This window comes from Stenotrophomonas sp. STK17_22 (assembly GCF_051983905.1).
Taxonomy (GTDB): Bacteria; Pseudomonadota; Gammaproteobacteria; order Xanthomonadales; family Xanthomonadaceae; genus Stenotrophomonas; species Stenotrophomonas maltophilia_A.
In genome coordinates, this window is record NZ_CP197010.1 from 1,140,300 (window position 1) to 1,163,472 (window position 23,173).

The following is a 23,173-nucleotide window of genomic DNA, read 5'->3' on the forward strand; positions in this document are numbered from 1 at the left end:
CATGTCTGGACACACCGTTCAGTAGATCCACGCCATGCGTGGATGGGGCCACCGATACCGCGTCACGGTGCGAACCAAGGTTCGCACCCACCAGAATGCGGTTCGCGCCAGCCGAATCTGTTCAGTAGATCCACGCCATGCGTGGATGCGGCCACCGACACCGCGTCATGGTGCGAACCAAGGTTCGCACCCACCAGAAAGCGGTTCGCACCCACCAGAAAGCGGTTCGCACCCACCAGGAATCGGTTCGCACCCACCAGGATGCGGTGGCCTCAATACACATCGCGCCGGTAACGACCGGCCAGCAACAGCGCTTCCTTGCCCGCGGTACCCAGCACCTGCTCGATCACTGCATCCACCGCCGGGGCCATGCCCTGCAGGCTGCCGCAGACCAGGATCGTGGCGCCTTCATCCACCCACTGGCGCAGCGTTGCCGCTTCGGCCAGCAGCCGGTCCTGCACATAGCGGTGCGCACCGCCATCGCGGCTGAACACTGCATCCAACCGCACCAGCGTGCCGTCGGCCAGCATCGCCTGCAGTTCTTCACCGAAGTGGAAGTCGTGCGCGGCGGTGCGCTCACCGAACAGCAGCCAGGTGCGGCGTGCGCCACTGCGTACGCGTTCGTGCAGATGCGCGCGCAGGCCGGCGATGCCGGTGCCGTTGCCGATCAGCAGTAGCGGCACGTCGGCGGGCGCGCCATGGAAATTGTCGTTGCGGCGCAGACGCAGCTGTACCGGTTCGCCGATGGCAGCGTGGTCGCACAGCCAGCCGCTGCCGATGCCGGGTGTACCGTCAGCGCGCAGCTGGCGGCGCAGCAGCAGCTCAACCGCACCGTCGGCCATGACCGAGGCGATCGAGTACTCGCGATGCGGCAGCGATTGCAGGGTCGCCAGCAAGGCAGGCAGATCACCCGGGGGAACCAATGAGGGCAGGTGCGAGCGCGCGACGCGTGCCAGCAACGTCTGCCCGTCATCCAGCACGGTGTCCGCGTCGAAGCGTTGTGCATCCAGCCAGGCACGCACGGTGTGCGATGCGTGCTGCGGGCCGATCTCGGCGATGTCACCGGCCTGCCACTGCGCATTTGCATCGGCCGGGGGCTGCAGGCGCAACCAGTACACCGGACCACCGGGGCTGCCCGGGTTCAAATGCTCGCGTTGCAGCAGCGTCCACGGCTGGTACTCGGCCGGACTCCAGTCGGGCAGTTCGCTGGCGTTACCGCCGAGTTGTCCCAGCAACTGTTGCCAATGACGCAGTGCTGCCGGATCGGCGTTGTCGACCTCGATGGCGTCGAACAGCGGATGCGCGCCGTGCTGGCGCAGCCAAGTGTCCAGCTGGTGGCCGAATCCGCAGAAGTGGCCATAGCTGCGGTCGCCCAGCGCGAGCACCCCGTAGTGCAGGTGCTGCAGCGGGGGCGGGGTGGCCATCACCCCGCGCAGGAACGGCAGGGCGTGGTCGGGTGGATCGCCTTCGCCGGTGGTGCTGGCAATAAACAGCGCGCGCTGGCTGGAAGCCAGCAGTGCTGCATCCACCTCATGCAGTCCGCGCACGCGCGCTGGCACGCTGGCACCGCGCAGGGCCTCGGCGCTGCGTTCGGCCAGTTCGCGGGCGAAGCCGGTCTGGCTGGACCAGACCAGCAGGATGGGCGCGGTGTCTCCGGTTGCGGCGTCGTCGCGCGGGCGCCCACGCCACCACAGTGCCGCGCAGGCCAGCGCATACAGCACCGTGGCGAGCACCGCGATCTGCGAGTGCCGCGCCGGTGGTGCGCCCCGCCACCACGCTTCGCCGAGATGCAGGCGAAGCAGTGCCCAGCCGATCGCTGCCAGCAGGAGCAGAACCAGTGCGTTGCCGAGCCAGGCGCGCGATGGACGTGCGCTCATGCGTCCTGCTCGTCGAGCAGGCGCTGGAAGGCGCTGCTGAGGAATTCGCGGGGGCCGTCTGCCGCACGCTGCAGGTAGCGCGCAGCCAGTCCTTCGCGCTCGGCCAGTGCCATGCCCTGTTCGCGACCGAGTACGGTCAGTGCGGTGGCCCATGCATCGGCGTGCATGGCGTCGTCGGTTACCACCGTGACCGCCGCTGCAACCTGCCGCACCGGTCTGCCCGAGCGCGGGTCCAGGCTGTGACTGTAGGCCTCGCCATCGGCCTGGTACTGGTGCCAGCGATCACCGGAGGTGGCCACCGCCTTGCCGTCCAGCGCCAGCACCCGTGGCGGGGTATCGGTGTGCACGTCTTCTTCGGGTGCGGATTCCACCAGCACGCGCCACGGCTGGCCGTCCGGTTTGCGGCCGTAGCCGGCCAGTTCGCCGCCGACTTCGATCAGCGCGGCAGTGATGCCTTGTCCACGCAACCAGGCGGCCACGTGATCGACGCCGAAGCCCTTGGCGATCGCAGAGAGATCCAGTTCCAGTCCACCCGGTTGCAGCAGCGCATCGTCCTGCCACTGCAGGCGCTGCCAACCGCAGCGATCACGCGTGGCCTGCAGGGTAGCGTCGTCGGGCTGGCGGCGTTCGCCGGCATGTGCCCCGAAGCCCCACAGTGCAACCAGCGGACCGATGGTGGGATCGAAGGCGCCGCCACTGGCGGAAGCGATGGCCTGTGCGCAGGCCAGAACGTGACGGGTTTCGGCTGGCAGCACGCACCATTGGCCGGCGTCGGCGCGGTTGTAGCGACTCAGATCCGAACCACGCTCCCAGGTGCTCATCTGCGCGACCACCTCGCCCAGCCGCGCCTGGATGCCAGCATGCAGCGGGTGCAGGTCGCGCTGGCGCGACGCGACCAGCGACACGCTCCAGGTGGTGCCCATGGTGGTGCCACCGAGGCGGGCGATGTCGAGCAGGGAATCGGTCATGGTGGTGTGCTGCAGGCGCGATGCCGGGGCGTGCCCGGCATCGCGGTCCACGTCATTACTGCGGCAGTACTTCCAGCGTGGCGACGTAGCTCAGGCGGCGCTTGGCGGCCTGCTTCACCGAGGTCTTGTTGTCTTCGGTGCCGGTCTCCAGCCAGTACATGCCGGCTTCCGGCCAGGTCACCTTGATCTCACCCTTGGCATCGCTGGTGACCTTCAGCTCGTCCTGCGCGTTGCGGTAGCGGGTGGCGCCACGCACGATCTCGAACTCCAGGCCGGCGGTCGGCTTGCCGTCGACCAGCACGCGGAAGGTGGCTTCCTCGCCGGCGAACAGATCGTTCGGGTGGCCGACGGCGACCAGCTCGATGCCACGGTTGGTCGGCTTCAGCGCGGTGTCGTTCGGGGCGCCGTTGGTGACGAAGGTCTCCACGCGGCCGACCGACTGGCTCACTTCCAGCTTCTTCGCATCCTTGGGCAGTTCGCCGAAGGTAGCCACGCTGCCGCGCCAGCGCTTGCGCTCGCCGTTCTGCTCGTAGGTGGCGAACAGGCCGTCATTGACCGACGCGATGCGGTAGGTGCCCGGCTGCTTCAGCTCGACATCGAACACGCTGCGGTACTTGCCGGTGGACGCGTTCTGCGGCTGCACGGTGCTGCCGTCCGGCGCGGTGATCACCAGCGACTCCAGGCGCAGCGGCACGTGGTTGAAATAGAACAGGTCGTTGGAGACCGCACCGTCGACGGTGATCCACGGCGCATTGCCGGCGATCACGGTCTGCGAGGGCAGCAGCCAGGCCTTGTGGGCCAGGGCGGAGAAGGGAAGGGCAGCGGCCAGAGCGGCGGCGAGGACAAGCGTGCGCTTCATGCGGAAGACTCCAGGTGGATGCAGGGTGGTGCGGCGAGAGGAGGGGAATTACGACTTAATCCCCTCCGTCCCCTTTTCAGGGTTTGACGGCGAGGGTGACCTGGCCCAGTTCGGTGGCGCCCTGCGCCTTGCCGTTCTGTGCGGCGGTGGCCGGCCAGGTGAAGGGGATCTTCAGCAGCTCGCGGCCGCCGACTTCGCGCACCGCTTCCACCACCAGGGTGTAGTTGCCCGGAGCCAGCTGCTTCAGCGCCGGCTGCCTGTCGTTGAACGACAGCGCGTGCTTGCCGGCCGGGCGGGTCGGGCCGGTCACGCCGTCCACCGGCACCTGCAGGGTGCGGCCGCTCTTGCGCCACCACTGGCGCAGGTCCGGCAGCCACTTGGTGCCGTGGCCTTCGCTGTTGCTGGTCTGCTGGTACCAGACCGACAGGTTGGCCGCGACCTTCTGGTCGGCGCCTTCCAGCCACACCGCCACGTACGGGCGGTGGTACTCGGCCACGTTGAGCTTGGGCACTTCGACGTTGATGTCGAGGGTGGTGGCATAGGCCGGCGAGGTGGCCAGCAGGCCGCTGAGGGCGATGGTCAGGGTGACGCGCATGGGGCGGCTCCGGAAACGAAGGAAAGTCAGTGGATCAGCAGCAGGGCGATCAGCAGCGGGATCATCAGGCCGAGGCCGACCAGCGGCCAGGTCATGCGCCGCTGCCGTGCATGCAGGTGAAGCAGGAACAGGCCGGTGATGCAGAACACCAGGCAGGCCACGGCGAACAGGTCCAGGAACCAGCCCCACGCTGGGCCCGCGTTGCGGCCCTTGTGCAGGTCGTTGAGGTAGGACACCGCGCCGCGCGAGGTTGATTCGTACTCCACCGCGCCGGTCGCGCGATCGATGCTCAGCCAGGCGTCGCCACCCGGGCGTGGCAGTGACAGGTAGATCTCTTCAGCCGACCACTCGGCCGGGCGCCCGCCGATGGCGATGCCCAGCTGCGTGTCCAGCCATTGCCGGGCCGGGCGCGGGATCGGCGCGTTGCCGTCCTCGCGCGTGCCCAGCTGGCCCAGCAGCGCGGCCGGCAGTTCCAGATGCTGGTTCTGCACCTCGGGCTTGGCCTCGATCTTCGCGGCATGGTTGAGGGTCAGGCCGGTCACCGCAAACAGCAGCATGCCGATCAGGCAGACCGCCGAGCTGATCCAGTGCCACTGGTGCAGCGTCCGCAGCCAGAAGCCACGGTTCTGTTGCTGCTGCACGGTGGAAGAGGCAGGACGGCTCACGGCACGGTTCGAGGCGGACGGGGACTGCCCATTACATCATTGATGAGAATAGCTCGCAATTGCGTGTCGTTCTGTATCCCAGGGGGGATTGCCGGCCAGCGGCCGGCACTACCGACTGGCCGGCAATCCCACGGATCAGTAGATCCACGCCATGCGTGGATGGAGCGCTAACGATCAGAACTTGAAGTTCAGGCTCACCCAGACGCTGCGGGCCTTGTCCTTGTTGTTGTAGTCGTCTTCGAACAGCACTTCATTGCTCGAATCGCCATATACCCCACTGCCGTCCAGGTCGGTGAAGCTGGCTTGGTAAGTGGTGAAATCGCGGTCCAGCAGGTTGTTGATACGTGCATTGACCGTCAGCCACTGCGTCGCTTCGAACGAAGCACCCAGATGCAGAGTGGTGTAGTCCTTGTAGTAGAGCTTCTCGCGCGTAGTGGCGTTGAGCCCACGGAAGCGCTTGGAGCGCGCCTCTGCAGTCAGAAACATATTGAAGCGCTCGCTGACCTGCCAGTCGAAGGTCGCATTGGCCATGTGCCGCGCGCTGTTGCCCAGCGGGAGGCCCTTCTCCGCGCCGCTCTTCTGCTCACTGTCCGTGTAGGTGTAGTTCGCACGCAGGCCGAAACGCTCGCCGATGTTCCATCGACCAGCTACTTCGGCGCCCTGAATGATCACTTCATCGATGTTCACCGTTTTGCTGCTGTTGGCGTAGCCCAGCTCGGCGTAGTCGCCCGTTGAGGTGCAGGCCAGAGCGAAGCGGCCGCCGCAGGGTTGTGAGGCGATCTTGTCGTCGAAGCGGTTGTGGAACACCGTGGCATTGAAGTTGTGCCCGTCTGGATGCTGCCAGTAGACCGCCAGTTCGGTGCTGGTGCTGGTTTCGGGCTTCAGGTTCGGATTGCCGAACATCGGTAGCGTGCCTTGCGCGCCGAAGCCGGTGACGCCGTCGTACAGCTGAGTGGTCTTGGGTGTCTTGAAGCCCGTGCTGACACCGCCCTTCACCGTCCACTGTTCATTGACGGTGTACACACCGTACAGGCGCGGGCTCAAGTGGTCGCCGAATACCTCGTGGTCGTCGTAGCGCAGGCCATAGGTGATTCCCAGCGGCGCGATGACGGTCCAGGTGTCCTCAGCGAACAGCGAGTACATGTTGTGCTCCTGCTTCTGGCCGGGCATTCCGCGCTCGGTGCCGAACACGCCGTCGGTCAGTTCACCACGGATGACCTGCGCACCGACAACAGCGACATGCTGGCCTGCGGCCTGGAAGGGAATGTCCAACTTTGCATCGAAGGTGTACTGGGCGCTTTCGAGCGTGCGTCGAGGCCGTGGCAGGAAGGTCGATTCAGCCAGCGCGCGGCGTTCAGCCGTTGAGCGGCCACTATAGGCACCGGTGCCGTCGATCATCTGCAGCAGCAACTCGCGTTCCGCGACAGTGAATGGCATCGTCCGGCCATCGTTGTTGGTTGATACGTGCGAGAGGGACACCAGGCTGTTACCAAAGCCCCACTTGCCCTCGTGGGTCAACGCCCATGCATCGCGGGTGAATTCCTGGGTCGGTCCATAGCCCACGCGCGGGTCGGCCCGGCGTGCCCACGTACCGCCACTGGTCCGGCACGCGTTGGCACTGGCACCGCTGCCGCTGCGGCAGAAATTGGCCGTGCGCCAGATGCTGTTGATGTTGTCTACCGTACCAACCGGGTACTCCTCGACACCGGCATCATTGATCTTGATCGAGTTGTCGTATTCCTGGCGCGAGGTGTCGTAGTCAAGCGTCAGGCGTTGATCTTCGTTGATGTTCCATTCAAGGCTCAGACCACCTGCTTTATTCGTGTTGTCGACTGTTTTACCACCGCCGCCAAAGCCCAGCGTGCGCGCATGGGGGGTGCCGTTGGGGTCGATCGCCGGCGAGTAGACGGGATTGGAAGCATCGCGGTCATACCAACTGGCGCGTGCGCTGAGGTTCAGTACACCGGGAACGATTGGGCCGGTCACATACAGGTCTGCAGTGCGGTCGTCACCGAAATCGTCATCGGTCTCGAAGGTGCCTGCAAGGGTGGCCGAGCCACTCCAGCGGTCCAGCGATCGCTTGGTAATGATGTTGATGACGCCACCCATGGCGTCGGCGCCGTACAGTGTGGAAGCCGGGCCGCGGATGACTTCGATGCGCTCGATCGCGTCCAGCGGTGGGATGTGGTTGAACTGGTTGCCGCCGAAGTTGTTCGGGTAGATGTCGCCGTGATTGTTCTGGCGGCGGCCATTGATCAGGATCAGCGTGTAGTCCGAGCCCATGCCGCGCATGGAAATGGTGCCTTGGCCCGTCTTGTCGCGGGTCTCGCCAACGTCCACGCCTTCCAGATCGCGGACTGCATCCAACAGGGTCATGTATGGGCGCTTGGTCAGCTCTTCCTGGGTGATGACTGAAATGCTGGCCGGCGCGTCAGTAATTTTTTGCTCAAAGCCGGAGGCGGTGACCACCACCTTGTCCAGCGTCTGTGGCGCGCCGGAAGCGTCACCGTGGGCGAAGGCAGGGGCGGTCATGGCTGCCAGCACGGCGCTGGTCAGCAGGGTACGGGACAGGGACGAACGGACACGATGGCGCTGGGCCATGGCAGTAACCTCGAAGGATGCAGGGTGGTGCAATGCCAGGCGCGAACGGCGCGGCATGCACGGGGAGGCCCGGTCAGGGGCGGCAGGGATGAAGCAGGCAGCGGCGTGCGGGCACGACCGCGCAGGCGGTCACGCGGGGCCGTGAATCAGGCGAGCGGAGGCGCCTGGCCGCGTTGCTGGCGGCGCCCGGGCGCGTCGGCCCAGGGCGTGTCCGGAGCGGCCAGCGGCCAGTCCGGGCGCACGCCGGGCATGGCCGGCGTGGCGGGTACGAGTTCAAGCTCGGTGCGCAGCCATTGGCTGGCCAGCAGCAGCGGCGGGCGCGCCTTCTCGGCCGATTTCACCGGGGCGGCAGCACAGCGGCGCAGTTTGGCCGGTGCTTCTTCCTGCGGGGACGCTTCGCCACCGCGCTCTTCCAGCGGCATCTGCACGGCCATTCCGGCCTGGCCGTGTGGCAGCAGCGGCAGGGTGCCCAGCAGCAAAGCCAGCATCGCCACCCACGCCAGCAGGCTGGCCAGCGCAGGACGCTGACCGCGCATGGCGGTGCCCATCTTTCGATGGATGAGTGGGCGAGGGCGAAGCGGGCGCAGCAAGCAGGGGTCCCCAGGGGTCTGCCGGCAGCGGCCGGCATCAACGGGGCGTGATTGTAATGAGAGCTGTTAGCTGTTGCAAATGAGAATGATTGCCAAATTGTCGCGGGTCGGCCGGATGTGGCTCAGACTTCGCTCCAGCGTCGCAGCAGGTTGTGGTACACGCCGGTCAGCTGCAGCACCGCCTCGGCGTCACCGCCGGTCTGCCGCAGGCGCTCGATCGAGCCATCCATTTCCCACAGCAGGCGGCGCTGCACATCGTCGCGGATCATGCTCTGTACCCAGAAGAACGAGGCCACGCGCGCACCGCGGGTGACCGGCCGCACCTGGTGCAGGCTGCTGGACGGATACACGATCAGGTCGCCGGCCGGCAGCTTTACCTCGTGCTCGCCGTAGGTATCGCTGATGATCAGCTCGCCGCCTTCGTATTCGTCCGGATCGGACAGGAACAGGGTGCAGGAGATGTCCGAGCGCAGCTGTTCGCCGTTGGCCAGGTTCATCACCGCGCCATCGACATGGAAGCCATAGGTGCCGCCCCCGCTGTAGCGGTTGAAACGCGGCGGCAGGATCTTCAGGGGCAGCGCGGCAGCAAAGAACAAGGGGCTGCGGCTCAGCGCGGCCAGTAGGTCCCTGCCCAGCTCCGCCTTCAGGGGAGATGCATCGGGTAGCTGCAGATTGTGCTTGACCATCGCGCCCTGTGCACCGACGGTCTCGCGACCGTCGGTCCAGTCTGCAGCGTCGAGTCGCCTGCGTGCCTGCGCCACGTCCTGGGGTGAAAGCACGTCGGGAATGTGCAGCAGCATGGCGGTTCCTTTGGGGGCGCGGGGGAGTGGGCTCCCCCGCGTGCTGCATCAGAAGCGGATGTCCGCGCTGAGCAGGAAGGTGCGCGGGGCACCCGGGGTGTAACGGTAGCCGCTCTTGTTGATGCTGGCCACGTACTGCTTGTCGAACAGGTTGTAGCCGTTCAAGCGCAGCGAGATCGTCTCATTGATCGCCCAGGACACGACCGCGTCATACACCACGTAGGACTTGGTGAACGACGGGGTGCCCACCGCGCCGTCGGTGCCGCGGTGCATGCCGGCGGCATAGCGTACGCCGCCGCCCACGGTGATGCCGTAGGGCAGGGTGTAGCTGGTCCAGCCGGTGAACGTGTCGTCCGGGGTATAGGTCAGGTTGGTGGTGCCATCGGCGGCCACCTTCGCGCCTTCCCTTACGTCGGTGTCCAGGTGGCTGTATCCGGCGCTGACCGACCAGTTGTCGGTCAGGCGGCCGACTGCGGAGAGCTCCACGCCCTTGACCCGCTTGCTGCCGGTCTGGGTCGGGTTGCCGGCATCGTCGAGCACGGTGGTGTTGATCTCGTTGTCCACGTCCGTCTGGAACAATGCAAGGTTCACTGCCAGGGCGTCATCCAGGAACGCCCACTTGCTGCCCACTTCGAAGGTCTTGGCCTTCTGCGGGTCCAGCTTGGGATTGTCGGCACTGTTGGCCGAGCTGCTCAGCTGGAAGTTGGCGCCACCCGGGGGTTGCTGCGAGATGGCATAGTTGGCGTAGACGCTGACGGTATCGCCGACCTTGTAGAGGGCGCCGAGCTTCCAGTTCAGCAGCGTATCGGACGCGTCCAGCGTCGGGTTGCGCAGCACCGTGCCGGCAGGGTTGCTGCCACACGCCGGGCCGCCGCGGCCACCACACACCGACGCGCTGGCGTACTCGGTCTTGTAGTGGTCTGCACGCACGCCAGCGGTCAACAGGAAGCTTTCGCCGAAGGACAGGGTATCGAACAGGTACACCGAGGAGGTGGTGGTCTTGCCATGTGCATCGGCGCCGTTGTGCGCCCAGTTCAGGCCGCTGACGTTCCAGTCCGGGTTGTACAGGTTCGCAGCGGGCCAGCTGGTATCGGCAGCGGCGGCCTGGCCGTAGCTGTCCAGTTCTTCACGGGTGAATTCCAGGCCAGCGCTCAATGCGTGCCCGACCGCGCCGGTGGCGAAGTCGGCGCGCAGGTTCAGCTGATCGGTGAGGATCGTGTTGCGCTGGTCCTTGAAGGTCGGCAGGCTGCGCGCGATGGCGTAGCTGGAAAGGTCGGCCGGGTTGGCATAGGTGATGTTGCCGGTCGGGCGGCCGCCTGCGCCGCGCACGCCGGTGCCCATGAAGGCGGTGAGCAGGTAATCCTGTTCGGTGCGACCCCAGCGGGCGGTGTTGGTCAGGCGCACGCTGTCGTTGAAGTCGTGCTCGAAACGGAACGTGGCCATCTTCGCGGTCACGTCATCGTGGTCGGCGCGGGTGCCGTAGAAGTTCTCCGGATCGACCGGGTGCCCGGCCAGCGCTTCCAGCGTCGGCTGCGGCGTCCAGCCCGGCAGGCCCAGGGTGGGCACGCCACCATCTGGCACGTTGTCCTGCTTCACATACAGCAGGTTGAGGTAGTAGCGGGTGGCGGTACCCAGACCGAAGGCCAGCGACGGTGCGATGCCCCAGCGCTTGTTCTGCACGTGGTCGCGGCCGGGCTGGTCGCTGTCCTGCCACATGCCGTTGATGCGCAGCGCGCTGGTGGTGCCCAGCGACTGGTTCCAGTCGGCGGTGGCGCGGCGCTGCTGGTCGCTGCCCAGCGAAACGCTGGCCGACGTCGCGTCCTGCAGGTTGGCCTGCTTGCTGACAAGGTTGATCGCGCCGGTCGGCGCCGAACGGCCATTGTCGGTGCCGGCCGGCCCCTTGGTCACTTCCACCTGTTCGATGTTGAATACATCGCGCGAGATCGAGCCCAGGTCGCGCACACCGTCCACATACAGGCTGTTGGAGGTGTCGAAGCCGCGCATGAACAGCGCGTCGCCGGTGGTGGTGTTGCCGTTCTCACCGGCGTAGAAGGTGCCCACGCCGGGGCTGTTGCGCAGTGCCTCGGTGAGGGTCGTTGCGCCCTGCTGGTTGAACAGGTCGCTGGTAATCACTTGGATGGTTTGCGGCGTGTCCTGCAGGCGCTGGGTGAACTTCGGCGAGGCCACCTTGTCGGCTTTGTAGCCCCGGGTGGCGTGCACGTCGATCTTGTCCAGCGTGCGGGCGTTGTCGGTGGCTTCAGCGTGGGCCAGCGCGGGCAGGGTGGCCAGGCCGAGGCCGGCGGCAAGACTGGCGGTGGCCAGCGGCAGGGTACGAAGCGGCGAAGCGTGCTTGCGGCTCTTGATCGGGTTCATGGGCGTCTGCAGAAGGGGAGCAGGGAGAGGCGGCCGGCGCGGGCCGCGCGGCAGCAGTACGTAGAACGAGGGGGGACGTGCGGATGCGGCTGCGCATGGCGCAGCAGAGCGTCAGGCCAGCAGCGCGGGCGGTGCGTGGGATGGGGGCTGGCGCCGGCCCGGTGCGAGCACCGGAGGGGTCGGTGTCACCGGCGCCGGAGCGTCTGCAGGTGCATTGTCAGGGTGCTGCAGGCAGAGTCGCCGCAGGGCACGAGGTTTGTCGCCGCGACTGCCATCGGGTTCGGATTCAGCGGGGTGCATCGCCTGTTCGTGCGGCAGCACGTGTGGCGGGGACGCGGGCGACACATCATGAGCATACAGAGTCGGCGCATCGGCGGTCGCCGTGTGCCTGCCTTCATGCAACGCAGACCAGCCCAACACCAGCGTCAGCAGCACGGCTACGAGCAGCGGCCACCCTTGACGGGCAAGCTGGCACAGCGTGGCGGTGGGCGCGGGCGAAGCCATGGCGCGGGGGCGGAGTCGTTACGAAGATGTTACGTAGAATAACATCAACGATAATGATTCGCATCTGCGGGGCGTGACGGGCCGCTGGGGCCGCCCCGGAGCGGCCTGGGGGCGCCCTCATGGCCTTCCGGTAGATCCACCCCATGGGTGGATGCTCTCCCGCGGGGCGCCCTTTGGGAGGTCCGTGAGGGCCGAGCGCCGCCTCAATCCCGGTCGTCGCGGGTCCAGACGGCGTCGTGCTCGCGCTTCACCGGAAACTTGGGTACAGGGCTGTAGGCCGGGGCACACAGGGCGCGGCCGTCACGCACGTCGAAGCGCGCGCCGTGCAGCACGCACTCCACGCTGCCCTCGATGGTGTTGAACTCGCCCGAGGACAGCTCGAACTCTTCATGTGTGCACTGGTCTTCCAGCGCGTACAACTCACCGTCGAGGTTGAACACCACGATCGGCGTGCCGGTTACCTCGTCGAACACGCTCTTCATTTCACCCGGCAGCAGCTCGGTGCCGGCACAGACGAAGGTCCAGGTATCGCTCACGCGGCGGCTCCGGCCAGCGGCTTTTCCAGGATCTCGAAGCGCAGGTCGTCGCGCTTGGGAATGCCGAAGCGTTCGTCGCCATAGGGGAACGGCTTCTTGATGCCGGTGCGCTGGTAGCCGCGGCGCTCGTAGAAGGCGATCAGCTCGTCGCGCACGTCGATCACCGTCATCTGCATCACCGGCACCTTCCATTCGCGTGCGGCGTGCGCTTCGGCGGCGTCCATCAGCTGCTTGCCGACGCCGCCACCCTGCTGGGCCGGGTCGACCGAGAACATGCCGAAGTAGCCCTTGCCGTCGACATCGGCAACGTGGGCGCAGGCCACCAGTTGGTTCCCGCGTTCGGCCAGCAGGATGGTGGAGCGCGGGCGGTCCAGGTCGGCCTGGATGCCCTCGGCATCGATGCGGGCGCCGTCCAGCAGGTCGGCTTCGGTGGTCCAGCCGGCGCGGCTGGCGTCGCCGCGGTAGGCCGAGGTGACGAGGGCAATGAGGGCGGGGATGTCGGCCGACGTGGCGGCGCGGAAGGTCAGGGTGCTCATGGGCACATTCTAGGTGGAGCGGGGAAGGGCGCGGGAGGCTGCCGCTTGGGTCGACTTTGCCGAGTGTGCCCAATACGCAGGGTTGACGTCGTCTTCATTATTCGTTCATATCCATGGTCAGCACCCGCCCACCGTGAAGCAACGCGTGGCTGTCTGCCGGAGTGGGTGCCGCCTGGTCGAAGGCCAACTGCCGTTCGGCGCGGGTGGGGCACACAGGGACGTCGATCCAGGGAGGATCTTCATGCAGTCTCGCCTCATTTCTCATCCGCGCGCCGCAACGGCTGCCAAGGGTCTGTTTCTCGGTTTCATTGCCCTGTGTGTGCTGGCACCGGTCGGCGTTTCAGCCCAGATCGTTCCCACCTGGCGCCAGGAGTACGACAAGCGACTGAAGTACGGGGACCTTGTCGAACCGCTGAAGGGCGAGATCTTCGGCGAGCAGGTCAACCTCTATGACGGTTCGATCAGCTTCAAGGCCACGGATGTTTCGATTCCGGGCAATGGCAGCCTGACGATGACCTTGGGCCGCAGCTATCGCGATGGCGATCGCAGTAGTGAGAGCCCATTCTCGGATTGGGATCTGGATATTCCGTCCATGTCCGGCGTCTATGGCGATCTGCCGGAGACCGCTGCTGTCGGCTATTGGGCGCCCGCTGCGCGCTGCAGTACGGTGGCGGCGCCTCCGTCACTGGAGGTCTGGAACCGTCGCCGCACCCAAACCGTAAATTTCTATCCCAATACTTTCTGGGATGGCGTGCGCCTCTCCCTGCCAGGTGGTGGCGGTGAGCCGGTCCTGGGAGGCAGCGGTGATGCGCGTCAGCCGCAGCCACAGTTTGGCGAACCGGCGCCTTGGAATACCAAGGGCGGCTGGACGTTCAGTTGCCTGACCGCCCTGAAGAGTGGACAGCCGGGACAAGGCTTCCTTGGCCATGCTCCCGACGGCACCAAGTACTACTTCGACTGGATGGTCGCCAAGCCCCACAACGGTGCAACGCTGCAACCCTACGGACCTGAAAGCAATGCACTGCTGAATCGAAAGCTTGTGTTCCTGTACCCATCGCAGGTTGTGGATCGCTTCGGCAACTGGGTGCGCTACGAGTGGAGCGGCGACCGGCTGTTGCGCATGGTTGCCAACGATGGCCGCGAGATCAGCCTGGCCTACAACGCGAAAGGACTGATCGCATCCGCAACCGCTGCAGGGCGCACCTGGATTTACGGGTACACGGAGGCCGATATCCTGCGGACAGTGACGCTGCCGGACGGAACCCAATGGGTCTACAACCTGCCGCCGCTGTCAGTCACCCACAAGTACGCCGACTACATCGGGCAGGGCATCTGGGAGTACATGGACTACCCGGCCACATGCTCGCGCGTCAACAAGATCGTGGCCAGCGAGATCACCCTGAGTATCCAGCATCCGTCGGGTGCGTTGGGAACGTTCCTGTTCCGTCCGTTCCGCCATGGGCGCAAGAATGTGAAGCTGGATTGCCAGACCTCTGGTGACAATCACCTGTTTGCCGATGGCTGGAACTACACGCCGGTCTACCGTGACGCAATGTCGCTGGTGACCAAGACCATCAGCGGTCCGGGCATGCCCACTGCACAGTGGACCTATCAATACACCAATCTCAATGGTGCTTTCGCCCAGGACCTGGGCGGTCCAGTAATCCCCGTAGGCCAGGCAGAGCCGAAGATCACCACCGAGACGTTGCCCGATGGTGTCGTTCGCGTCTACGAGTTCGGCAAGGAAGTTGCCTACAACGACGGCCTGTTGCTGTCCACGACAACGCGATCGGGCGGCTCGGTCGTGCGCGTTGACCGCAATAACTACTATCCAGATGCCCAGCTGGATGCGGCGCCCTTCCCGAAAGAGGCTGGCAAGGACTTCAAGTACGGTGCGAGCGATCTCAAGGCCCATTACAACCGCCCCGTTCAATCCACTGTTGTGGAACAGGATGGCGTGCAGTTCACCCGCACCGTGCAGGCCTTTGATGCATTTGCGCGCGAAGTCACCGTCGTCGAAGCGAATTCCGCTGGCCAGAGTCGCACCACCAGCACCAGCTACTACGACAATCCCGCGCTATGGGTGAACGGCCAGACAGCGCGCAGTGTGCTCAATGGCATCGAACAGTCCCGCACCGAATTCGATACGGCCAAAGCACTGCCGCTGCGCGCCTACGCATTTGGCCGCCTGGCGCAGCAGGTGACCTATGCAGCCGATGGCACGGTTGCCTCGGTGGCCGATGGCCGTGGAAATACCAGCCATCTGTCGGGATGGAAGCGTGGTGTTCCGCAGCAGCTCCGCATGCCGGCCACGCCCGAAGCGCCCAATGGTGCGGTGCGCACGGTTGCCGTCGACGACAACGGTTGGATCACCTCGCTGACCGACGAAACCGGCGCAACCACCAGCTTCAGCTACGACAGCATGGGCAGGCTGCGCAGCCAGCAGTTCCCTGGCGGCGACAGCGTGAACTGGAATGGCGTAACCATGGACCTGCAGCGACTGGGTGGCGCGCAGCTGGGGGTGCCCGCCGGCGCATGGAAGCACTCGCGCACGCAGGGCGGGCGGCGCACGGATACCTACCTGGATGCGATGTTCCGCCCGGTGCTGGTGACCGAGAACGCCAACAACGTGCTGGACAGCGCCGTGGTGACCCGCTACGACACCAGCGGCAAGACCGTGTTTGCCTCGTATCCCACGCGGCAGCTCTCCGATATCAATGCCGCCCTGACCGGCACCACGACGCAGTACGACGCGTTGGGCCGCCCCACCGTGGTCAGTCAATCGTCCGAGCTTGGGGCACTGGTTACCCGCACCGAGTACGTGGGCAACCTTTCGGTGAAGGTGACCAACCCCCGCGGCCAGGCCACGACGACCCGTCACCTTGCCTACGACCAGCCCAGCTACGAGATGCCGCTGACGCTGCAGCACCCGGAAGGCGTGGTGACCGAGATCCAGCGCGACACGCTGGGCAAGCCGCTGGCGATCACCCGCCGCAATGCAGACGGCAGCCAGTCGCTCACCCGCCGCTACGTCTATGACGGCTACCAGCAGCTGTGCAAGACCATCGAGCCGGAAACCGGTGCGACCGTGCAGGACTACGACGCGGCAGGAAACGTGCTGTGGTCGGCGGCCGGCACGGGTTTGACCAGCACCACCGACTGCAACCGAAGTGAAGCCCTGGCCAGCGGACGTGCGGTGAAGCGTAGTTACGACGCCGCCAACCGCTTGTCGTCCCTGATCTTCCCGGATGGGCGCGGAAATCAGAACTGGTCCTACGCGCCTGATGGTCTGCCGGCCGAGATCAGCACGCAGAACGATCCGGCCCGGCCGATGGTCGTCAACCGCTACCAGTACAACCGCCGCCGCCTGCTCAGCGGCGAAACCCTGCAGCATCCGGATCTGGGAAGCCTGAGCCTGGCCTATGGCTACGATGCCAACGGCACACTGGCCAGCAATACCTATCCGGGTGGGCGTGTCGTCAGCTATACGCCGGACGCACTGGGTCGGGCGACGACGGTCGGCGGCTATGCGAAGGAGGCCAGTTACTTTGCCAACGGCGCGTTGGCCCGCTTCGTATATGGCAACGGAATCGTGCACACGTTGACCCAGAATGCCCGCGGGCTGCCCGACCGCAGCCGCGATGCCACTGCAGCGGCCGCAGTGCTGGATGACAGCTATGACTACGATGCTGGTGGCAACGTGATGGCCATTTCCGATGGTCTGCCCGGGGCGCCCGGCAACCGGGACATGACCTATGACGGCCTGGACCGGTTGCGGACGGTCACTGCGCCGGGCTTCGGCAACGCCTTGTATGAGTATGACGCGTTGGACAACCTGCGCCGTGCCAAGGTCGGCAGCCGCGATCGTACGCACTACTTCGATCCGACCAATCGACTGGTCAACGTGATTGAAACCGGAACCGGCGCAACCGTGACCGGTCTTGGCTATGACGTGCAGGGCAATCTTTCGGTGCGCAATGGTCAGGCTTTCGCGTTTGACTACGGCAACCGGCTGCGCGCGGCCGGAACAGCAGAGAGCTACGAGTACGACGCCCACGGCCGTCGGGTGAAGGCCAGCGCCAGTGGCAAGGGGGCAATCTACTCGTTCTACGACAACGGCGGCGTGCTGCGATTCCAGCGCAACGAACGTACCGGCAAGCAGACCGACTATCTCTACCTGTCAGGCAGTTTGGTTTCCCAGGTGCATGGCGAAGCGGCACCCAGCGTTCCCGCGCTGAGTGCGCCGGGCTACATCACCCAGGGCAGCGTGAACCTGACCTGGAGCCCGGCCGGCGGTGCCAACCGCTATGAGTTGCAGCGTGCCCTTGCGGGCACCTGGAGCACAGTCTTCGATGGCGCGGCGCAATCGTTCACCAGCACAGGCCTGGTCACGGGGACCTATCAATTCCGGGTGCGCGGCTGCCGGGCGGTGTGCGGCGGATGGAGCAATGTCGCGTCAGTGGCCGTGGCATTGGCGCCATCCACCGTGCCGACCCTGAACGTGCCTGCCACAGCCTTCAACGGCAGCTACAACGTAGCTTGGTCTGCGGCTTCCGGTGCCGAGCGCTATGAGCTGGAGGAAAGCGCCAATGGTGGCGCTTGGGCCCAGGTGCACAACGCCATCGGTCAGTCCAAGGCCTTCAGTGGCAAGGCAGCGGGAAGCTACAACTACCGGGTTCGCGCATGTAACCCGGTAGGGTGCACGGGATACAGCGCCACGGCTGCGGTGACGGTCGTATATCCGCCTGCCACTGCGCCCGGACTCTCTGCGCCGGCACGCGCTGCGCCGGGCAGTATTGGTATTGGCTGGAACGGGGTGGCTGGTGCCACGCGTTACACCCTGCAGGAGAGTAGCAATGGTGGCGGATGGGTCACGCTGTTCGACGGCAACGCGGGTTCCTATGCCACCGCTGCGCGCGGTGTGGGCAACTATGGCTATCGGGTTGCCGCCTGCAATGGCGCGGGCTGCGGACCGTGGTCGGCTACGTCGACGGTAGCGGTGATCGGGCCGCCGACGATCGAGCCGGTGATCAGTGCGCCGGGCCTGGTGAACGTGCCGCAGTACAGCCTGAGCTGGTCGGTGCCGGCCAACAGCGAGAGCTTCGTGCTGGAGGAGAGCGCCAACGGTGGTGGCTGGACGGTGGTGCATAACGGCGACGGGAACAGCTTTGGTGCCAGCCGTGGTAAAGGCAGCTACGCCTATCGCGTGAGGGCGTGCAATTTCGCGGGGTGCAGTCCGTACTCGGGAGTCGTGACTGTCGCGGTGGTGCTGCCGCCGGGGGCGACGAGTCTCTATCTAGCAGAGTGGTTGACGACCCGCAGGCCGCCCTATCAGGTCCAGTGCTCTGCAGGATGGAGTCTGGTGGCAGACGCAACCGAGTATCAGCTTGAAAGCGGTGGCGGTGGCAAGCGTCTTTACACGGGCCCCAAGACCTACGTGCAGTCGAATGGCGGGACCTACTGCGCGCATGAGTATCGCGTGCGTGCCTGTAATGCAGGCGGTTGCTCCCCATGGTCGGCCGAACGGCCGGTCACCCAAGGTGTACTGAGCTGGGACTAAGCCATGAATGGACTCTCTTCGCTGTTGATTCGGGCGGTACTCGCGGTGGTGGTGCTGGCGGCCTGCGTGGCTCCGGCAGTCGCCCAGGAAGTGGTCGAGTACATCCACACTGATGCACTGGGTTCACCGGTGGCGATCACCGATGCCAGCGGAAACGTCATCGAGCGTACGGTGTATGAGCCGTATGGGGCGGTGGTGAATCGGCCGTTGAAGGATGGGCCGGGATATACGGGGCATGTGACGGACTCGGGGACCGGGCTGAGTTACATGCAGCAGCGGTACTATGATCCTGCGTTGGCAGGCTTTCTGTCTGTCGATCCGGTCGCTGCATATCAGAGCCCGATTGGACAGTTCAGTCGCTACAGGTACGGAGATGGCAATCCCTACCGCTTTACTGACCCAGATGGGCGTCAAGTGTCGGATCCACGTTCTTGCCACGACACTTCCAGCTGCCTGACCCTTGATCAGGCACAACAGCAAGTCGGGCGAGATGGCCGTCTGATGCTGAGAATTGTTGGAGGATCGGCGGTCGCGGGCACAACCGGTGGTGCAGCGATAGAGGGTGGAGGATTCGTTTCAGCGTTGGCTGCGGCAATGCGTGGCGCCATAATGGCCGGGAAGGATTTTTCCCAAGCACGGAAGTACATTGACTCGGTTGCAGATCAGTTGGGTCCCACCGGGGGGCGTGCTGGCAGAAGAACCAACCAGTACGAGGGGCATGGTGGCGCCGCTGGCGCAAAAAAAATGTTCAATATATTGACTCGCGGTCAGTCTGAGGCGCGGGATGGGGGGCAGTTAGGGAAACTGGGCGACGGCTCAGTGGTTCAGATGAGTGCAAGAATTACAAGGGATGGTTCGGGCGAGACTTCAGTTCGGCTCAGCGCTGAACGAACCGGAACCAAGATTAAAGAGGTTATTAAAGTTAGATTTAAAGAGGAGTAGGTGGCATGTTTGGTGATGATTCCACGCTATTCATGAGGTATGTGAAGGGGCGGGGTAATGCTGTATACCCGTGGTCGTTGTCAATTGTAGATTGCTATTTTATGTGGCTCGCATTTTCCAAGGTCTCTGGGAGTGATCGGCCGCTGCTGTCGAGGATATCTGATAATGGCAGGCAGATTGAGGATGTTCTCATTGCTGATGCCTACGATATCTATGAGATTGATAGTCGTGCCGCGGGTTTTGAAGTTGTGCTGCGCCATGATTCGTCGGGCTCATTGTGTTATTGGGATGTTCATGAGCGCTTTGTTATAGCTGTTGGTGGTCGTGACTTTCTTGGGGTGGCAAGCCCATATCCCGGGGACATAGAAAAGCATCGTTATATTGAGGAGATGATGCATAGAGAGGCGTTCGGATTTGATGGGCCGCCTGAGGCGATTTATGCGGCCATCTCCAATCCGTTCTCTTGAAGGTGTGACTAACGTCGTTGTTTAGGGATGCTCTGAAGAACTCCCGGGCAGTGCGGGCCGCTGGCCGGCAACCTGAGAGGCAATGACAGCTCAGGTTGAGGAGACTGTACTGCTTGCTCACCATAGACACCCCTCTCGTTATCATTGATTATGGCTCTGAGTTGCCTACGAAATCCTGGTCGGTCCAATATGAAGATCAAATTGATCTTGAAGGGCGTCGCCGTGTATTACGCGAAAACTGCTGTTTTCACGATCGTAAGCTATGGATTGTTGCGTCTGGTGTACGGGCATACATGGATTTCATTCATTGAATGGGCGCTCATACTTCTGGCGGCGTTCACGGTGGGCTACATACCTCTTTTCGTTGGCTTGCTACGCGGGAAGAGTTCGTAGCAGCCTTGTGCAGACGCGATACGTCCACCGAATGGGGCCTCTTCTTAAGCGTAGCTATCTTGCAGGCTGCTGAAGCGCCAGTCGCAACGGGAGACTGCGTCATCGGCATTTTTTCGCGGCAAGACCTACGTGCAGTCGAGTGGCGGGACCTATTGCGCGCATGAGTATCGCGCGCGTGCCTGCAATGCAGAAGATTGCTTGCCGTGGTGGAGCAACCATCCTGTCACCCAGAGTGTACCGAGCTGGGACTAAGCCATGAATGGACTCTCTTTGTTGTTGATTCGAGTGGTGCTTGCGATAGTGGTGCTGGTGGCCTGTATGGCGCCAGCGACCGCCCAGGAAGTGGTCGAGTACATCCACACTGATGCATTGGGTTCACCGGTGGCGATCACCGATGCCAGCGGAAACGTCATCGAGCGTACAATCCATGAGCCGTATGGGGCGGTGGTGAATCGGCCGTTGAAGGATGGGCCGGGATATACGGGGCATGTGACGGAATCGGGGGCCGGGCTGAGTTACATGCAGCAGCGATATTATGACTTCCAAACTGTCGCATTTCTGGGGGCTGATCCAGTTGCAGCTAGTTCGGAAGGGGCTTCATTCAATCGCTATCGCTATGCTTCTGCCAATCTGTATAAGTTCAAGGATCCGGACGGCAGGGCAGACATGAACGTGTTCGGTGAAGCTGATCCGAACGGGCTGAGAGCAGGAGGAGATGCGCTCAACATTCCGGGCAAGTTCACGGTCGCAGGGCACGCCAATAACATGGTCATTCAGGACCAGCGAGGGGGGCGCATGGAAAACTACTCCACAGTCAGCTCCTGGGATATGGCTCGGACCCAGTTTGGGCTAAAACAGGGCCAGGAAATATTCATGGCAGGTTGCCACTTGGGGACGGAAATCGGTCAGGCAAAGGCTTTTTCTCAGGGATGGGCGAACCTGAATAAGTCGTCCGTATATGCTCCCAACGGATTCGCTCGCTATCCAAAAAACTACAAGCCTGGAGATGATATGACGCTCCGTGTCAGTATGGGTGAGAACGGAACCGGAGGTGCAGGTGTATGACAGAGGTTCTCGCCTGGCGGGACGGGGCCGGCAGGTCCCGCCATTCGTTCGATTACGATCAAAGCTGATGGTTCAATATCCTATCAGTTTGCTGAGCCTGAATTGGGGTCCAGAATTCGTAGAGTAGAAATGGTGAAGGTGAAGCAATGAAAATTCTTTCGAATTCTGTTGCTTTGTCTTTGCTGCTTGTTGGCTGCGGTAACGGGGAGCCCCAGGAAGAGCGGCTTTCCCGAAATGAGAAATATGATGAGGCGCCAAGTCTGGCCCTTTCCGAGGAGGAGTTGGAACGTCAGACTTCGATGGCTGAAAACGGGAGTGCAGAGGCCCGTCTAAAGCTCGAATGGCACTACTCGACGCGTGGCGACATGGAGCGGTATCGCTACTGGCTTGAGGAGTCGCACGAATTGACGTTAGTTCAATGCAGCGATTGGCACTGTTCCTCTCCCTTGAGCAAGGCGGGGGGGCTGTAGGCGCGCAATGCAAATCCTCGAGGAAGGCTTGCGTCTTGATCCGCCGGAGACTACGCGCGAATTGATGGAGATGGATCTTCAGAGGTTGCGGCATGAACGGGTCGGGATTCCACCTTGCGGGGTGGGGATTTCCAATTAGAGGTTGCAATTGCGCGAATGTCCATAATAATTCGTTCGGATTCAATGATAGGAACGGGTGGTGTGGAGCGTATTCTGGTTTGAACTCGAGGTCATTGGATGGGCAGGTTTCGATGAGGATCATAGTTTTTCTATCTGCTGCCTTATCGATGCCGCTTCTTGCCTCCTGTGTGCAGAACCGCGGTTGTCTTCTTCGGGTGGCCAACCAAGACCACGACAGCTCCTCATCTCAGAAGATTCATGCTGATATGGATGAGGTAATACATTCGCGCCCTGTGGATGGGGCGCGGGAAGTGAATGCAGAGTTGGTGGTATCGCAGCTCGAACTCTCTCGGGAGGGTCAGAGAAATAGAAGGATCTTCTATGTATTGACTGATGGCGGCGGGAAGTTCTTGACTGCGGGGACTTGCGGTATTGACGAAGACCAGTGTGCCTCGGTCATTTTGAAGCGAATGATCGGGTTCTGTGAAAGGATGTAGATTGCGGATGCGCTAAGTTTTGGGAGGTATTTCAGTGAAAAATCCCCAAGTGCTTGATCGCTTTGGGCGGCTGGTCGATATTATTGTAGCGGCGCTTTGCTTGTTAGGGCTTACAGCCTGTGGCGGAAGAGATGAAGGTTTGGGTGTGGTCATAAATCATGAGCCGGGAAACGCAGCGGCTAATAACTACGCACTTGCGCTCGAGTCAGTTTTTAGTTCTTCCGGGAGCGTGCCAGAAGCGCAAATATGTAGGGTACATTTAATTGATGTCAGGAAATCATTTGATCAGGCTGGAAGCGAAAGGGAGAGGGTATATTTCGTCTTGGCCGATCATCAAGGTGTCGTCAGGTCGGCGGACACCTGTGGGCTTCCTGTGAATGAGTGCGTGATGACTATTGCCGAGAGGTCGAGGGTGAGCTGTCGGCTGGAAAAAGGGCTGACTCCCCACTGATTCGGACGGCACTCGCGGTATTGGTGCGCGTGGCCCGTATAAGGCGTCGCGGCGGTCGGATGGGATGTATACGGCACCGCTACTGAGGGGCAGTGAGAGGGCGGCGCGGATATGCAGTAATGAATCGTTCGGACAATGGGAAACTGCAGTCCGATGAGCTGAAGTCATTTCATGTCGATTGGGATTCCAAGTGCAGGGCTTTTGTTGATGAGCTTGGCTATCAGTGATTCAGTGAATTTTTCGGCTGACAGGGGGGGGCTTGGGTTTGTGGGTGTGGAGCGAAGAAAGTGAGCGGGTATCCATG

General features: G+C 63.3%; 16 protein-coding genes. 5 read left to right on the forward strand and 11 right to left on the reverse strand.

Annotation, left to right across the window (positions count from 1 at the left end):
* Nucleotides 1–272: 272 nt before the first annotated feature.
* From ACSYS9_RS05185 to ACSYS9_RS05235, 11 genes are all read right to left on the reverse strand, one after another.
* Nucleotides 273–1,877 carry a sulfite reductase subunit alpha gene (locus ACSYS9_RS05185; protein ID WP_071228077.1) on the reverse strand — a complete coding sequence of 535 codons (1,605 nt, stop codon included), beginning with the start codon at nucleotides 1,875–1,877 and terminating at the stop codon, nucleotides 273–275.
* Entirely contained in the window at nucleotides 1,874–2,845 is a 972-nt protein-coding gene (locus tag ACSYS9_RS05190; RefSeq protein ID WP_071228090.1) for an FAD:protein FMN transferase, read from the reverse strand. Before ACSYS9_RS05190 ends, ACSYS9_RS05185 begins: the two co-directional genes overlap by 4 nt.
* Nucleotides 2,846–2,900: 55 nt before the next feature.
* Nucleotides 2,901–3,704 carry a DUF4198 domain-containing protein gene (locus ACSYS9_RS05195; RefSeq protein WP_071228078.1) on the reverse strand — a complete coding sequence of 268 codons (804 nt, stop codon included), beginning with the start codon at nucleotides 3,702–3,704 and terminating at the stop codon, nucleotides 2,901–2,903.
* Nucleotides 3,705–3,780: 76 nt separating this feature from the next.
* Nucleotides 3,781–4,299, reverse strand: a complete 519-nt coding sequence (locus tag ACSYS9_RS05200; protein ID WP_005408420.1) for a DUF2271 domain-containing protein — start codon at nucleotides 4,297–4,299, stop codon at nucleotides 3,781–3,783.
* A gap of 26 nt (nucleotides 4,300–4,325) precedes the next feature.
* Entirely contained in the window at nucleotides 4,326–4,964 is a 639-nt protein-coding gene (locus ACSYS9_RS05205) for a PepSY-associated TM helix domain-containing protein (protein WP_071228079.1), read from the reverse strand.
* A gap of 174 nt (nucleotides 4,965–5,138) precedes the next feature.
* Entirely contained in the window at nucleotides 5,139–7,565 is a 2,427-nt protein-coding gene (locus ACSYS9_RS05210) for a TonB-dependent receptor domain-containing protein (protein ID WP_071228091.1), read from the reverse strand.
* Between the two features lie 146 nt (nucleotides 7,566–7,711).
* Nucleotides 7,712–8,113, reverse strand: coding sequence for a hypothetical protein (locus ACSYS9_RS05215; protein WP_049463139.1), 402 nt, complete (start codon nucleotides 8,111–8,113; stop codon nucleotides 7,712–7,714).
* Nucleotides 8,114–8,277: 164 nt separating this feature from the next.
* Nucleotides 8,278–8,955, reverse strand: a complete 678-nt coding sequence (locus tag ACSYS9_RS05220) for a Fe2+-dependent dioxygenase (protein ID WP_049463140.1) — start codon at nucleotides 8,953–8,955, stop codon at nucleotides 8,278–8,280.
* Nucleotides 8,956–9,003: 48 nt separating this feature from the next.
* Nucleotides 9,004–11,328, reverse strand: coding sequence for a catecholate siderophore receptor Fiu (locus ACSYS9_RS05225; protein ID WP_049463141.1), 2,325 nt, complete (start codon nucleotides 11,326–11,328; stop codon nucleotides 9,004–9,006).
* 707 nt (nucleotides 11,329–12,035) lie between these two features.
* Nucleotides 12,036–12,368, reverse strand: a complete 333-nt coding sequence (locus ACSYS9_RS05230; RefSeq protein ID WP_032129243.1) for a non-heme iron oxygenase ferredoxin subunit — start codon at nucleotides 12,366–12,368, stop codon at nucleotides 12,036–12,038.
* On the reverse strand, nucleotides 12,365–12,904 hold the full coding sequence (locus ACSYS9_RS05235; RefSeq protein ID WP_049463142.1) for a GNAT family N-acetyltransferase: 540 nt from the start codon (nucleotides 12,902–12,904) through the stop codon (nucleotides 12,365–12,367). The genes ACSYS9_RS05230 and ACSYS9_RS05235 overlap by 4 nt, the downstream gene beginning before the upstream one ends.
* Nucleotides 12,905–13,145: 241 nt before the next feature.
* Here ACSYS9_RS05235 and ACSYS9_RS05240 point away from each other — a divergent pair, with 241 nt between their 5' ends.
* From ACSYS9_RS05240 to ACSYS9_RS05260, 5 genes are all read left to right on the forward strand, one after another.
* On the forward strand, nucleotides 13,146–18,464 hold the full coding sequence (locus ACSYS9_RS05240; RefSeq protein WP_440568870.1) for a wall-associated protein: 5,319 nt from the start codon (nucleotides 13,146–13,148) through the stop codon (nucleotides 18,462–18,464).
* A 3-nt stretch (nucleotides 18,465–18,467) separates the two neighbouring features.
* Nucleotides 18,468–19,406, forward strand: coding sequence for an RHS repeat-associated core domain-containing protein (locus ACSYS9_RS05245; RefSeq protein ID WP_080355180.1), 939 nt, complete (start codon nucleotides 18,468–18,470; stop codon nucleotides 19,404–19,406).
* A 5-nt stretch (nucleotides 19,407–19,411) separates the two neighbouring features.
* A complete protein-coding gene (locus tag ACSYS9_RS05250) occupies nucleotides 19,412–19,873 on the forward strand; it encodes a hypothetical protein (RefSeq protein WP_143048182.1) in 462 nt (153 codons plus the stop codon).
* Between the two features lie 648 nt (nucleotides 19,874–20,521).
* The gene (locus ACSYS9_RS05255) at nucleotides 20,522–21,331 is read left to right on the forward strand and encodes an RHS repeat domain-containing protein (RefSeq protein ID WP_081352287.1); all 810 of its coding nucleotides are present in this window, start codon (nucleotides 20,522–20,524) and stop codon (nucleotides 21,329–21,331) included.
* 146 nt (nucleotides 21,332–21,477) lie between these two features.
* Complete coding sequence (locus ACSYS9_RS05260) at nucleotides 21,478–21,801, forward strand: hypothetical protein (RefSeq protein ID WP_143048183.1); 324 nt, start codon at nucleotides 21,478–21,480, stop codon at nucleotides 21,799–21,801.
* Nucleotides 21,802–23,173 lie beyond the last annotated feature (1,372 nt).